9 protein-coding genes are annotated in these 13,973 nt (G+C 58.5%); 7 read left to right on the top strand and 2 right to left on the bottom strand.

The features are described from left to right. Position 1: 1 nt before the first annotated feature. Together MJA45_RS24005 and MJA45_RS24000 are read right to left on the bottom strand one after the other, a co-directional pair. A complete protein-coding gene (locus tag MJA45_RS24005; protein ID WP_315604423.1) occupies positions 2-823 on the bottom strand; it encodes a sugar nucleotide-binding protein in 822 nt (273 codons plus the stop codon). Positions 824-1,086: 263 nt separating this feature from the next. Beyond that, positions 1,087-2,967, bottom strand: a complete 1,881-nt coding sequence (locus MJA45_RS24000; RefSeq protein ID WP_315604422.1) for a heparinase II/III domain-containing protein — start codon at positions 2,965-2,967, stop codon at positions 1,087-1,089. A gap of 359 nt (positions 2,968-3,326) precedes the next feature. Between MJA45_RS24000 and MJA45_RS23995 the strand changes: the two genes are divergently transcribed. From MJA45_RS23995 to MJA45_RS23965, 7 genes are all read left to right on the top strand, one after another. After that, on the top strand, positions 3,327-4,289 hold the full coding sequence (locus MJA45_RS23995) for an ABC transporter permease (RefSeq protein ID WP_407083072.1): 963 nt from the start codon (positions 3,327-3,329) through the stop codon (positions 4,287-4,289). 18 nt (positions 4,290-4,307) lie between these two features. Then, positions 4,308-5,180 (top strand): carbohydrate ABC transporter permease, encoded by an 873-nt coding sequence (locus MJA45_RS23990; protein ID WP_315604421.1) that lies wholly within the window; start codon positions 4,308-4,310, stop codon positions 5,178-5,180. 49 nt (positions 5,181-5,229) lie between these two features. Next, positions 5,230-6,744: an extracellular solute-binding protein gene (locus tag MJA45_RS23985; protein ID WP_315604420.1), complete on the top strand. Its 1,515-nt coding sequence runs from the start codon at positions 5,230-5,232 to the stop codon at positions 6,742-6,744. 201 nt (positions 6,745-6,945) lie between these two features. After that, on the top strand, positions 6,946-9,303 hold the full coding sequence (locus tag MJA45_RS23980) for a helix-turn-helix domain-containing protein (protein WP_315604419.1): 2,358 nt from the start codon (positions 6,946-6,948) through the stop codon (positions 9,301-9,303). A 231-nt stretch (positions 9,304-9,534) separates the two neighbouring features. Further along, positions 9,535-11,853, top strand: a complete 2,319-nt coding sequence (locus MJA45_RS23975) for a helix-turn-helix domain-containing protein (RefSeq protein WP_315604418.1) — start codon at positions 9,535-9,537, stop codon at positions 11,851-11,853. A gap of 163 nt (positions 11,854-12,016) precedes the next feature. Continuing rightward, positions 12,017-13,006, top strand: coding sequence for an ABC transporter permease (locus tag MJA45_RS23970; RefSeq protein ID WP_407083071.1), 990 nt, complete (start codon positions 12,017-12,019; stop codon positions 13,004-13,006). A 31-nt stretch (positions 13,007-13,037) separates the two neighbouring features. Next, positions 13,038-13,934 carry a carbohydrate ABC transporter permease gene (locus MJA45_RS23965; RefSeq protein WP_315604417.1) on the top strand — a complete coding sequence of 299 codons (897 nt, stop codon included), beginning with the start codon at positions 13,038-13,040 and terminating at the stop codon, positions 13,932-13,934. Positions 13,935-13,973 lie beyond the last annotated feature (39 nt).

Raw genomic sequence — 13,973 nt, 5'->3', positions numbered from 1 at the left:
TCTATCGGGCCAGCAGAGCGCCAATGATATCGGCATTTGTGTTTTTTAGAGAATCCGGGATTTCCTTACGGGCGGAGGCCAGAGCAAAGTAATACATCGTTTCCTTATCCTGATGGTACCGGTGCTGCAAAAGGCTCGAATCCCCGCCCCCTTTCTCCAGAAGCTGCTCGTAAAATTCACTCTGGGTTATGGAATCGGAGGAGCTCAAATGAAACGTTCCTTCCAGACGATGATCGACAAGAAAGGCCGTCTGCTTGGCTAATGTCACATCCAGCATATGGGTGCACCGGACATTCGCATAGACCTCCACCGGCTTCTGCCCGCGCCGGCTCTGGACGAGTTGATTCCATCGGGGGGATTCCTTACCCCAGATGGCCGGAATCCGAATGATGACGGCTCTTTCCTTCAAGGCGTCCTTCAGCCGATTCTCGCACTGGATTTTGAATGATCCATAGTCGGATGTGGAAACGGGGGTATCCTCTTCCGTATGAGGGCGGGAGTCATCCCCGTCGAACACATTGGTGGTCGAGAAATAATACATCCGGGACCCGATGGGGTTCATTTCCACCGCCACTCTCTCGTGAAGGGCGAGCTGCTCGTCATAGTTTCCCCGAAGGGAGGAGATCACGACAGCAGGACGAAGGTGCCGGACTATCTTGCTCCCTTTATCGATCTCGCCAACCTCCAGCTGGAAACGCCTGTCTTCGGGAAGATCGGGTAACGAGGAACGATAGGTCCCGTACAGCTCGTACTTGTCCTGGAACTGCCGGATCAAGGCTCTTCCTACGAGACCGCTTGCTCCTAATACGAGCATCCTTTCCATCTATCCTATTCTCCTTTCTGGGCATCCTTCTCTTTAGTAGACGAATGATTAGCCGGATAAGTTATTCCGATCTCAAAAAAATATAAAAAGAAACCCATGCAAAAACAAAATAGCCCAAGGAACGGCCCCGGACGAGGGGGTTCTTTGGGCTGAAATTAGCAGCGTGGTAAACCGGCCGGAGCGGCGCGGCAGGGAAAGCGTGAGCCTCGAATCCAAAGGCCGGTTCGACCGCCTCCTGCTTGGCAGAGGCCGGATAACCGCGCCTACTCGTGCTCCTGCGTGATCACAAGCCTCCACTGCTCTTGCCTGACGGGCTCCTTCGCCCTCAGCACCACGCGGTGGACCCGGTCGCCCCAGACCGCCCGGAGCTTGTCGTCGCCCACTTCGATGCGCTCGCTTTCGGCGGCCAGCCGGTCCGCATCGAACGCGACGCGCACCGCCATGCCCGGGGCGACCGCCAGCGTGAAGCGGCCTTCGGCAAGCTGCGGCTCCTGGAGCGTCATCAGGCTGAGCGTCACGTCGGCGGGTTCTCCCGAGAGGGAGAACGAGTCGGTGACGTGAACGGCCGCCTTCCCGCCAGCGGGCCGGTCGAGCCGGATCGTCCTCTTCCAGCTGGCCAGCTCCGCTTCCGCGGGATAGGCGGACGCGAGCTCGAGGGAGAATTCGGCCGACTCCTCCTCCGCCGCATAATGGACATCCGCCGCCTGGAAGTCGCTGCCGGGCGCCTGCTGGATGCCGCGCACCGTGGGCAGGGCGTGGTACGCCGACTGCATGGTCCAGATCTCGTAGCGGCGCGGGCTGAAGGTCTTCGACGTATAGGTCTCCACGCCGATGTCGATGAGCGCTGGCACGCCGTCGGCATAGACGATGAAGTGGCCTACGTCGTTGTGGTTATGGCTCTCGTCGTTGTGTCCGCCCTTCCCGGCGACATAAAGCCCCTTCTCCGAGCCGGCCCGCTCCCGGGCGGCGAACAGATGAATGCCGTCAAGCCACACATCCCGGAGCAGAAGGGGAGGGGTGGCGTACGTCTGCAGCTCGTCGAAGTCGGCCAAAGCGGGAAGAATCCGGAAGAGCGAGAAGATGCGCGGGATGTCGAGGGAGCTGCGGCGGAAAGCATCCGCCCCGAGAGCGCATAGGGCTTCATCACCGATCCGCAGGCCGTACCGGTACACCAAGTCCCCGTATACCTTGAGGCGGGCGTCTCCATCGGCGAAGTTCACATAATAATCCCCGGCGATATGAACCCGGGCGAAATAGCGGCCGATTTCCTGAACAAGAGGCTCCTCGTAGAAAGTGATCCGGCCCTCGGTGGCCAGGTACAGGTGCTCCAGGCAGTCGAACAGGGAGCCTCCGGCATGTCCCCAGTAGCCGGGGCCCTCGTCGCAGCCGCCGTCCGGAAGATAGACCGCGAGGAAGGTGTCCAGGCTGAGCAGCGCCTTCGCCAGAGCTTGGGCCCGGCGGCCCTGGTCATTCTCCAGCAGAAGGAAGGAGCCCATAACGTTGGAGAGTATCCACGGGTTCCAGTTGTTGACCTTGCGCGCGGAGAAGCCCATCCACCAGAAGTCCTCCCGTTCCAGGAAGGGAATGAAGATCCGCTTGTCCATTTCCCTTCCGATACGCTTCCGAAGCATCGGGCACAACGGATCCAGCTCCTCCTCCAGCAGGTAGGCCGTCCAGGCGAGCAGAGAGGCCGTTTCGGCAGCGAAGAGGTCAATGACCGGATCATCCACATCGGGAAGGGCATGACCCTTGCTCTGCTGGGAAAGTGATAGATGGGCGGGGACGACCCAGGATGATTCTTCGCATAAGGCCCAGAGGCCGTTAGCGATGGTCTCCAGAAACCGCCCGCTGCCCTCGAAGCATTCGGCCAGCACCAGCGCCCCAAGCGCCCGGCGCCGGTCGAAGTAGGCCTCTTCGTACCGCGAGCGGTTGCCGTTCTTGACGAAATCCATATACCGCGAAGCGGGGAGAGCCGGCCAGTCGAAGTCCAGCCGGGCTTCCCCTTGCGCGAGGTACGCCTCCCGAACCGGATCGGGGAGCCCTTCCCAGAAGCCCCGGTCCCGGGCCTGAGGGTAAGGGCGGTACTCCTCCCTCGGCAGAAGCATACTCTTCAACGTTTCCTCCGAATACTTTTCCTGAAGCATGAATTTCTCATCCTTTCCCTTGACTAGGGTAAGCCGGCCCTTGCTCCCAAGGACCCGGCCCGATTCCCCTTCATTGTAGCCGGAAACGCTTTCCAGGGATATAATCTTTTCCCCGGAGCATCCGCTTCGGCGGATAATCATTTCAGATGATTACGTCCGGAGAGCCGCGGATTGTAAGCGCTTTTGTGTCATTTGAAATGATTGTATCTTTTGGCGGGAGGCTTGTCCTAGAATAAGCACATGACTCAGTGCCTTATCCGGTAACTTCGTGGACGAGAAAACCCCTGTATGCACGAAAAATAATAGGGAAGCAGATCAATACTCCCGGATAAGGCACTACCGAAGGAGAGTGAGCCGCTATGAATGTCCGTTCCGCCGAGGCCGCCGGACGTGCCGCTGAAACGGGCGTCCTGTACAAGAGACGGCGCGGGAAAGAGCTTCTGATGGATTGGGACCTCTACCTGCTCCTGGTGCCCGGCCTTTTGTTTTTTCTTCTGTTCAAGTATGTGCCGATGTGGGGCGTGGTCATCGCGTTCCAGGATTACTCCCCTTTCAAAGGGGTGCTGCACAGCGACTGGGTCGGGCTCAAGCATTTCGTCAACCTGTTCACCTACGACAAGTTCTGGGCGATCTTCCGCAACACGATTCTCATCAGCTTCTACAATCTGATCTTCTTCTTCCCGGCTCCGATCCTTCTGGCCCTTCTGCTCAATGAGCTGCGGATCAGCTGGTTCAAGCGCTCGGTCCAGACGATCATCTACCTCCCGCATTTCATCTCCTGGGTGGTGGTGGCGGGGATGACGTACCTCATTCTCGGCACGCAGGGCGGGATCGTCAACGAGCTTATCCAGGCCTCGGGAGGAGAGAAAGTGGCGTTCCTCACCACCCCGGAATATTTCCGGACCCTGATCGTCTCGCAGAGCATATGGAAGGAAGCCGGCTGGGGCACGATCATCTTCCTGGCGGCCCTCTCGGGGGTCGACACGCAGCTGTACGAGGCGGCGATTGTGGACGGAGCGGGGCGCTGGCGCCAGCTGTGGCACATCACGCTGCCGGCGATCCGCAGCACGATTCTCATCCTGCTGATCCTGAGGCTCGGCAATATCCTCGACGTCGGGTTCGAGCATATCTTCCTGATGCTTAACTCCACGGTCAACAGCGTGGGCGATGTTTTCGAAACCTATGTATACCGGGAGGGCCTGATCGGGGGCAAATTCAGTTACACGACGGCGGTGGGGCTGTTCAAATCGCTCGTCGGCCTCGTGCTGGTGGCGGGAGCCAACTGGCTCAGCCAAAAATTCGGAGAAGAAGGCGTCTTCTGATGCCGGAAAGGAGCTACCATGCTGTACAAACCGACGATTGGCACCCGAATCTTTGACGTCTGCAACGTGCTCCTTCTGCTGTTCTTCGCGGGAGTTACGCTGCTTCCGTTCCTGTACATTCTGGCGACGTCGCTCGCCCCGCTGACCCAGGTGCTCCGGGGAGGCGTCATCCTGTGGCCGGAATCCCTCACGTGGGATGCGTACCGGACGATTTTCACGAACGCGCACTTCGTCCACTCCCTGTATACGACGGTGATTCTTACGGTGGTCGGGACGCTTACCAACCTCGTGCTGACGGTGTTCATGGCTTATCCCCTGGCCAAAAAAAGGCTCAAGGGCCGCCGGACCATCCTCTTCCTCGTCGTCTTCACCATCCTGTTCAGCGGCGGCATGATCCCGACCTACATGGTGGTCAAGGCGCTCGGGCTCATGAATACGATGGGCGCGCTCATTCTGCCGGGGGCGATCAGTGCTTTTAACCTCATCATTATGCGGAACTTCTTCCAGAGCATCCCGGAGGAGCTTGAGGAAGCGGCGAAGATCGACGGCTGCCGCAACCTCGGCGTGCTGTTCCGCATCGTGCTTCCCTTGTCGATGCCCGCGCTTGCGACGTTCACCCTGTTCTATGCCGTCGGGCACTGGAACCAGTTCTTCGCGGCGGTCATGTACATCACGAAGTCCAATCTGTGGCCGATCCAGGTCGTGCTGCGGCAGATGATCATCGAGGGCTCTACCCAGGATTTCGAGGCGGCGATGGGAGAGCTGAAGATTATCCCGGCCACCATCAAGATGGCGGCGATTATCGTGGCCACCGTGCCGATCCTGTTCGTTTATCCGTTTCTTCAGAAGCATTTTACCAAAGGGGTGCTGCTTGGCTCCGTTAAGGGGTAACATCCGGTGCTCCGTCACCAATTCATACCAAAATGGGAGGTTCTGTAGGATGAGAAAACCATGGTTGAAAGCGCTGTCCCTTGGACTTACGGTAGCGGTTGCCGCGGGAGCGGCGGCCGGGTGCTCCACGAAGGAGAAGGAATCGGGAGCGGATGCGGGAGATGGAGGAGGCAAGGGAAAGCGCCTGAAGATCAGCATGATGTACCCTCTGTACAATGAGCCGCCGCAGAAGAATGAAGTGTGGAAGTACATCGAGGACAAATTCAACATCGAATTCGAACCGATGGCGGTCCCGAACAACAGCTACGAGGACAAGCTGAAGGTGACGCTGGCCTCCGGGGACATGCCGGATATCATCCTGTGGACGAAGTATCCCGATCCGGAATTCAACAAATACGTGCAGCAGGGAGCCTTTCTCCAGCTCGATGACCTCATCAAGGGGTCGCCTAACCTTATGAAAACCCCTCAGGCGGTCTTCGACAATATCAAAATCGAGGGCAAACTCTACGGCGTTCCCCGTACGCGCGCCCTGACCCGCGCCGCCGTCATGATCCGCAAGGACTGGCTGGACAACCTCGGTCTTCCGGTTCCGAAGACGATGGACGAGGTGTACCAGACGGCGGTGAAATTCACGAAGGACGACCCGGACAAGAACGGCAAGGCCGATACGTTCGGTATCGCCTTCGGCGAGAACGTCTCGCACATGGACCCGCTGTTCACGGCATTCGATACCGGCAGCGGATGGAGGGTGATGGAGGACGGCACCCTCATGAGCGATTCGATCACGCCGGGCCGCAAGAAGGCGCTCGAATGGCTGCGCAATCTGTACCAGGACGGCGGCCTGGATAAGGACTTCGCCGTGCTGAAGAACTCTCAGGTGTGGGAGAAACTGGAAGGCGGCAAGGCCGGCATGCTGCTGGGTGCGCAGACGAGCGACTATGCCCGCTACGTGGAGAACCTCGCCAAGGTGGACCCGAAGGCCAATCTCATCATGATCAAGCCGCCGGCTGGCCCGACGGGCAAATTCGGCTTCGGGGAAACCTCGGGATTTTTCGGGGAGTGGGTCATTCCTTCGAAGACGGACAAGGACAAGGCGAAGCGCATCATGGAGTTCCTGGAGTGGCAGGCAAGCGACGAAGCGTACCAGATGAAGCGGTTCGGCCTGGAGGGCGTGCATTACACGAAGGGAGCGGACGGCAAGCCGAAGGTGAACGTGGAGAAATACAAGGCCGACGGTGTCGATGCAACCATCCAGCATAACCCGTATGACCCGTACAGCTACGTGGTCATGACTGCTCCGGAAGCGGTTCAGAAGGCGCAGAAGGAGAACCTGGACCTGGTAAAAGATCTCGGAGTGAAGAACCCGGCCTTGTCCTTCGTGGCGCCGACCTCGATCGAGAAGGGGGCGGACCTCGGCAAGCTTCGGGATGAGGAATACGTGAAGATCGTCATGGGCAAGGTGCCGCTCGATGATTTCGACCGCTTCGCGAAGGAGTGGCTGGACAAGGGCGGAGCCCAGATCACCAAAGAGGTGAACGAGTGGTACAAGAGCCAGAAGAAGTAACGGGTAAGGGGGGGAGCCCCCGGATGAATAAGGCCGCGGCTGAGGGTGTAGGGCAGCGGATAAGGCACTAGGACCTAGGGCCCTTCCTCTTAGGGGGAAGGGCTCATTTTGCCGATAGAGGAGGGTGGGGGCGGGGACAGGCCGGGGAAACTTCGCTATACTGAATGTAAGGGGTTACATTACTAGCTAAGGAAGGAAGGGATGTCCTTGCTCCTGCGGATCGTGAACGGCATGTGGACGAAAGGGTCCATGAAGCTTAAGGTTCTGGTTGCGGTTTCCCTGCTTGTTATTGTTCCTGTTGCCGTCTTCGGCGGAATTGCCTATCTGGTTGCCGAGAACGCCGTTTCCGAGGAAGTGGGGAAGGCGAATCGGGAAACGGTCAAGCAGGTGCAGGAGAGGATTGACGAGAAGCTCATCACACTCGACAAGATTGCCCTTCAGCATGCGTTCAACCCCAACTTCAAGGAGTTTCTGTCCTTGTCGAATCCTTATGAGAATCCGGAGAAAGCACGCGACGTCATGACCGTCCTGACCTCCATGGAAGGGCTGATCAGCGATGCCAACGCTGTCTCTCTCTATATGACTCAACAGAAGCTGCTCGTCAGCCCAAGCCAGGGGGTCACGGACCTGGGGAAGCTGGACCCGGACCTTCGGAAACGGCTCGAGGCGAAAGCCTCCGAGCTGGAGAACGGCCGGCCTTATTTCCTGACGGACCGCAAATCGGAGTCCCGGCTTCCCCGCGGCGGTTCCCATGTGGTGACCTATGTCCGCAAGCTGCCCGTGTCGGTTCTGGATCAGCCGATGGGCTACCTCATCATCGAGCTTAATGACCGGGCCTTTTTCGATGTGTTCTCCCACATGACCCTCGGAAGCAGCGGGGAGATGCTGATCGCGACGCCTTCGGGCAACATTTTCTCCGACTGGAACAAAAACCTGCTCGGCCCCGACCTGCATTCTCCTCTCATTCAGAAGCTGCTTGCCACCACCAAGCCCGAGGACCGGTTCTCGGAGAAAATCGACGGGCGGACGATGCTGGTCAATTACCTGCAGTCGTCCTACAGCGGGTGGAAGTACATCTCGGTTCTGCCGGTGGAGGAGCTGACCGGGCATTTCGATTGGATCAAGCAGATGATGATCGGCCTCGGCCTCTTCCTGATCGCGGTCAGCCTGCTGGCGGTGTTCTGGCTGTCCCGCAGCTTCTTCGGCCTCTGGCACGGCCTGCTCGAGCTATTGCGGCGCGGCGGGCGCGAGCATCCCGCACCGGCGGCGGGAAGGCTGAATGAGTTCGGGCTGATCCGCCACTATGTGGAGACGCTGCACCGGACAAACGACGAGCTGGAGAAGCAGGTGGAGGACTCCATGCCGCTTCTGAGGACGCATTTTCTGCGGCGGGTGCTGAACGAAGCCATGAAAGAGGAGGAGCTCGGGCAGCGCTTCGGGTATTACGGCCTTCCGATGGAAGGGCGGTACTATGCGGTCATGTGCCTGGAGCTTGACGACCTGCGCGGCCAGACGGAGCAGGACCTGAACCTTTTCGGCTATGCCGTTAACAATATAGCCCGTGAAGTGATCAGCCACCATGCCGAAGGGGCGGTGTTCCAGACGGGCACGGAGCAGACGGCCGTCATCCTTAACCTGGGTGGGGAGGAGACGAGCGCCCATGATGCCCAGGCGGCCGTGTTCTCCGTGGCGGAGGAGCTGCACCGGGTGATCGGCGAGCTGCTCAAGGTCACCGTGACGATCGGCATTGGCCGCTGCTACCCGTGCCGCACCCGCATCCGGTCGTCCTACCGGGAGGCGAAAGAGGCGCTCGAGTTCCAGCTCGTGGAGGGCAACGACAAGGTCATCTTCATCGGGTCGATGCTTCCGCAGCGGTCCGCGTTCTTCTACCCGGCCGAGCAGGAGCTGACCGTCGTCACCGGCCTAAAGCTGTGCCGCCTGGAGCAGATCCGGCAGGGGACGGACCAGTTCGCGGCGAAGCTGACGGCGTGCGGGAGGCAGGCCTCGGTCGACCACATCCAGCAGTCCTTCGTTCAGCTCGTGGCCGCCTCGCTGAAGACGCTCTTCGAGCTGGACCCGGAGGGCGGCCCGAAGCTCTTCCCGTACAACCTGTACCAGCGGCTCGCCCAGCTGAAGACGGGGGACGCCATCGTGCAGTGGCTGGGCACGGAGGTCTATCCGGCCATGGTCGCCCACATCTCCGGCTTCCGGAACCAGCGGCAGCGGAAGACGATGGAGAAGGTGCTCCAGTTCATTCATGAGCATTATGACGAGGACCTGTCCCAGCCCATGCTCGCGGATCTCGTCTCCCTGCCGGGCTCCCAGTTCAGCTCCATGTTCAAGGAGGAAACCGGCATGACGCTGACGGACTATATCATTGCGTACCGGATGGACCGTGCGAAGGAGCTGCTCGTGACCACCGACCTCAAGGTGGGGGACATCGCCGACCGGCTCAGCTACAACAACGCGCAGAACTTCATCCGCGTCTTCAAGCGCATCTGCGGCATCACGCCGGGCGAGTACCGCACGCAGCACGCATCGTCGGACCGGGCGGGGTAGGGGGGGGCGTAACCGTGCAGGAGTGGCGAGCGGAACGGGCGGGTTATGTGGACTTCCTAGTACACGCTTCCTGATGGTTTTAGGGCAGCTGCCCGCGAACCCCATCATACGAGGCGTTCTTTTTTTGTCCAAGATCGAATCTTAGCTCCTACATCTTACCGCCCATTGTCTCCCCCGGGAAACGTGGCTTACAATAGAAACAACTTTCGACGGAGAACGGAGGGGTTGAACATGTGGTTAATCCAAAAAGGAGAGGCCGGCGGGCATCCCGTCTTTCTCCGCCTCCTGGTGCCGAACCTGCTGTTCCTCCTGCTTCCTCTGCTGGTCGGCTGGGTGATCTATCATCAGACGCTGATCGAGATGGAGAAGGAAGTCACCACCGCCAACTTCAACATGCTTCAGCAGAACCGGGAGATTCTCGACCGGCGGCTCCAGGAGCTCTCTTCCATTGCCATGCAGCTGACCGAGGATACCCGGATCATGCAATTTCAGCGGATTACCGATCCTTATCAGGGAGCCAACGTTAACCGGGTACTCGAAACGCGCAAAAGCCTGTACCATTACGGTCTGGCGAATAACTTCATTTTCAAGTATTTTATTCTGTTCAAGAACAGCAATCTGGTCTTCACGGAAGACTCGACCTACAGCTATCCGGAATTTTACCGGAACTTCCGGTATGAAGGCTGGGAGGAAGACGCTTTTCGAAATGAACTTGTAAGCGTTTACCGCCACAAAAAGATTCTCCCCGCCCAAGAGGTCATCGTGAATGACCAGCCTTACACGCTGCTGACGTACCTTCGCTCCCTCGGCATGCCCGGGTATCCCCAAGGCGCCATCGGCATTACGGTGGACAACCGGGAGCTGCAGAAGCTGCTGCGCGGCCTTGACCTATCGGGAGGAGGATGGGCCTGCATCGTCGATGAGGAAGGGAAGGTCGTCAGCACCGCGTCGTCTTCCGATACTCCCGCCTGGCTGGATCCCGCCCTGCTGAAGGGAGAGAAGGGCAGCATCGAACGGACCATTGACGGCAAGAGCATGCTGGTTACCTATTCGAAATCGCCCACCAACGATTGGACTTATCTCGTGGCCCAGCCCGTTCGGGTCGTGCTGCAGAAGGTTTTGTACATCAAGAAAATCACCTTTAGCCTCGCCTTCCTGTTCTTGGCCCTCGGGCTCCTCTACGCTTACCTGATCGCCTACCGCAACAGCCGCCCGCTGAAAGGGATTCTGGATACCCTGCGCGAGCGTGCGGGAGCGGCCGATCCGGCAGGGCGGGACGCCTACCGGTTCATCCGCGACCATGTTACGCGGCTCCTGGAGAATAACAGCGACCTCGAAGAGCGCATCGCCCGCGAAGCTCCCTTCCTCCAGGCGGCTTCGTTTGAGCGGCTGCTGCGCGGCGACTATTCCTCCCCGACGGACACGCCCGTCCTGCTGAGGCACGCCGGCATTGAAGCCGAAGGCCGCTGGTTCCGGGCCGCGGTTCTGCAGCTGCAAGGCTTCGAGGGCAGCCTAAGCCGGGAGATGCTTGTGGACCTGGACGGCAAGCGGGTGCTCGTCAAGGATGTGCTGACCCGGGAGCAGGTTCAGCCGCTGCTTGCCCATGACATGGCGGAGGACCAGATCGCCCTGCTGTTCGCTTACCCCTCCCGGCCGGACAACGATTGGGAGAGGGTCCGCCTGAGGCTTGAAAGGGCGGCGGCCGAGATCCAGACGGAGCTGCACATTCAGGTCCGGTTCGCCGTTGGCCCGCTGCAGGAGGAACTGGTCAACATCTCCCGCTCTTATGAAGAGGCGAGAAATACCCTGGAGTATATGCGCTGGAGAGGCCTTGACGGAGTCATGGCGTACGACCAGATTCCCGGGGAGAACCGCAGCTATTATTATCCGTCCGACCTGGAGGTCCGGCTCTCCCACCTGGCGAAGGCCGGGGAGCAGGAAGCGGTCGAGACACTGCTAAACGAGCTGTATAACGTGAACTTCAAGGAGAAGCAGCTGTCCATCCTTATGCTACGGCTTCTCGTTAACGAAATGTGGGGGACGCTTGTCAAGCTGCTGCCCCAGGTCGGAATGGACGAGACATACGTTTTGGATACGGTCAAGCCCTTTGCCGACGACATGAAATCCTACGAAGGGCTGGAGAGAAGCTTGAGTTCGCTCGCGGGGGTGTACCGTGACATTTGCATCTGCGTCAACGAGCACAAGAAGAGCCAGAACATTGGACTGCTGGAGAGCATTATGGCTCTGCTTCAGGATTCGTATTCCGATTCCGACCTCTGCCTCGATTCGGTGGCGGGCCGGCTGGATATCTCGAAGGGTTATCTGTCCCAGTTCTTCAAGGAGCAAACCGGAGTCAACTTCTCGGATTATCTGGAGGACCTCCGGATGAATAGGGCTAAGGAGCTTCTGGAAACGTCGGGGCTTCCGGTGTATGAAATTGCTTTAAAGGTTGGCTACGGCTCCTCCAATACCTTCTGCCGGGCTTTCAAAAGACTTAACGGGGTAAGTGCCACCGCTTACCGGGAGGGGGGCGCTGAAAACGAATCTTAACCGGTGCACATTGTCCGGTCAACTGCACATCGCCATTATGAAAGCCTGCACATCTGCCTGCAGGCTTTCCTGTTTACCGGCGGGGAAGCCGGCGATAAGGTATAGACAGGCGGTAACGCGATGAAAGGGTGCCGCTATTTACGGAAGGGAAAGGGGAGACCTCATGGACGGGACGAAAACGGAAACGGGAATCGCGGTGCGCAGCAGGGGGGCGCCGGGGACGGCGGTTTGGGCGGCCGCACGGCCTTCTCCGCTGAAGAAGATGAAGAAGGTCTGGCGCCTGTATGTGCTCATCTCGCTGCCGTTGATTTACCTTCTTCTATTCAAGTACTGGCCGATGTACGGGGCCCAGATCGCTTTTAAGAATTACATCGTGACGAAAGGCATCTGGGGGAGCGAGTGGGTTGGCTTGAAGCATTTTATCCGCTTCTTCGAATCGTACGAATTCTGGCGGATCATACGAAATACCATCACGCTCAGCCTCTACAGCCTCGCGGCCGGTTTTCCGTTTCCGATCCTGCTGGCTCTTAGTCTTAATTATGTAAGGAACGAACGGTTCAAGAAATCGGTGCAAATGATTACCTATGCTCCGCATTTCATATCCGTCGTGGTGATGGTGGGGATCATTCTGGAGCTGCTCGACCCCCGCAACGGGATCGTCAATACGGTTCTTAAGCTGTTCGGCCTGCAGCCGGTCAACTTCATGGGGATTCCCGAATACTTCAAGTCCATCTATGTCTGGTCGGGCATCTGGCAGAGTGTGGGGTTCTCCTGCATCATCTACCTGGCGGCGCTCTCGAGCATCGACCCGGCTCTGCATGAGGCTGCGGTCGTCGACGGAGCCAGCAAGTTGCAGCGGATGCGCCATATCGACCTGCCGGGTCTGATGCCGATCGCCATTATCATGCTCATCCTGAACACGGGCCATATGCTCGACGTTGGGTTCGAGAAGGTGCTTCTCATGCAGAACCCGCTCAATATGAGGACCTCCGAGGTGATCGACACGTATGTGTACAAGGTCGGTCTCGCCTCCCAAGCCGTCAACTATTCGTATTCCTCCGCCATCGGCTTGTTCAAGTCGCTGATCAACCTGATTCTGCTTGTGGCCGTCAACAAGATCGCCCAGCGGACCAACCAGTCGAGCCTTTGGTAAACCCAGTCCCGTTCTAGGAAAGGAGGCGCTCATGGAATCGACCGCCATTCGAGAGTCACGGAGCGACCGGATTTTTACCGTCATCAACTATACGGTGCTGTCCCTCTTTCTTCTCATTATCCTCTATCCGCTGGTTTATGTTGTAAGCGCTTCAATCAGCGACGCCGATGCCGTGATTGCGGGCGAGGTGTGGCTCTGGCCCGTTCGGCCGACACTGGACGGCTACACCGCGGTGTTCAGGCACAAGCTCATCTGGAGCGGCTTCGCCAACTCCATCATGTATACGGCGGCAGGCACGCTGGTCAATGTGGTGATGACCATTCTCGCGGCTTACCCGCTCGCCCGGAAGGATTTCTACGGGAAGAACCTGTTCATGTTTCTGTTCGTGTTCACCATGATGTTCTCCGGAGGTCTGATTCCGACCTATCTGGTGGTCAAGGACCTAGGCCTGCTCAATACGACGTGGGCGATGATTTTGCCGGGAGCGCTGGCCATCTGGAACATGATCGTCACCCGCACCTATTTTCAGACGACCATTCCCGATGAGCTTCTGGAGGCTTCTCAGCTGGACGGCTGCAACGACTTCCGCTTCGTCTGGAGCATCGTTCTTCCCCTCTCCGGTCCGATCATCGCGGTCATCGCCCTCTTCTATGCGGTCGGTCATTGGAATTCGTATTTCAGTGCGTTGATGTACTTGAAGAGCCAGAGCCTCTATCCGCTTCAGCTCGTCCTCCGGGAAATTCTTGTCCAGAACGAAGTGGATGCGTCCATGCTGATAGATGTAGCCGAGCAGGCCAAAAGGGAAGGCCTCCGGGAGCTGCTGAAATTTTCCCTTATCGTGGTCGCCACCGTTCCTCTGCTGATTGTCTATCCTTTTGTGCAGAAGTATTTCGTGAAAGGCATCATGATCGGGTCTTTGAAGGGTTGAACTGGAAAGGGGAATTCCTGAAGAGGACGGCCCGAAGGG

The sequence above is a fragment of the Paenibacillus aurantius genome, assembly GCF_032268605.1.
Taxonomy (GTDB): domain Bacteria; phylum Bacillota; class Bacilli; order Paenibacillales; family NBRC-103111; genus Paenibacillus_AO; species Paenibacillus_AO aurantius.
The sequence above is the reverse complement of the archived record's forward strand: the minus strand, read 5'-3'. Positions and strand labels throughout refer to the sequence as shown.

Coding starts and splice junctions, on each gene's coding strand:
- MJA45_RS24005 (WP_315604423.1), bottom strand. CDS start 823: ATGGAAAGGATGCTCGTATTAGGAGCAAGCGGTCTCGTAGGAAGAGCC.
- MJA45_RS24000 (WP_315604422.1), bottom strand. CDS start 2,967: ATGCTTCAGGAAAAGTATTCGGAGGAAACGTTGAAGAGTATGCTTCTG.
- MJA45_RS23995 (WP_407083072.1), top strand. CDS start 3,327: ATGAATGTCCGTTCCGCCGAGGCCGCCGGACGTGCCGCTGAAACGGGC.
- MJA45_RS23990 (WP_315604421.1), top strand. CDS start 4,308: ATGCTGTACAAACCGACGATTGGCACCCGAATCTTTGACGTCTGCAAC.
- MJA45_RS23985 (WP_315604420.1), top strand. CDS start 5,230: ATGAGAAAACCATGGTTGAAAGCGCTGTCCCTTGGACTTACGGTAGCG.
- MJA45_RS23980 (WP_315604419.1), top strand. CDS start 6,946: ATGTCCTTGCTCCTGCGGATCGTGAACGGCATGTGGACGAAAGGGTCC.
- MJA45_RS23975 (WP_315604418.1), top strand. CDS start 9,535: ATGTGGTTAATCCAAAAAGGAGAGGCCGGCGGGCATCCCGTCTTTCTC.
- MJA45_RS23970 (WP_407083071.1), top strand. CDS start 12,017: ATGGACGGGACGAAAACGGAAACGGGAATCGCGGTGCGCAGCAGGGGG.
- MJA45_RS23965 (WP_315604417.1), top strand. CDS start 13,038: ATGGAATCGACCGCCATTCGAGAGTCACGGAGCGACCGGATTTTTACC.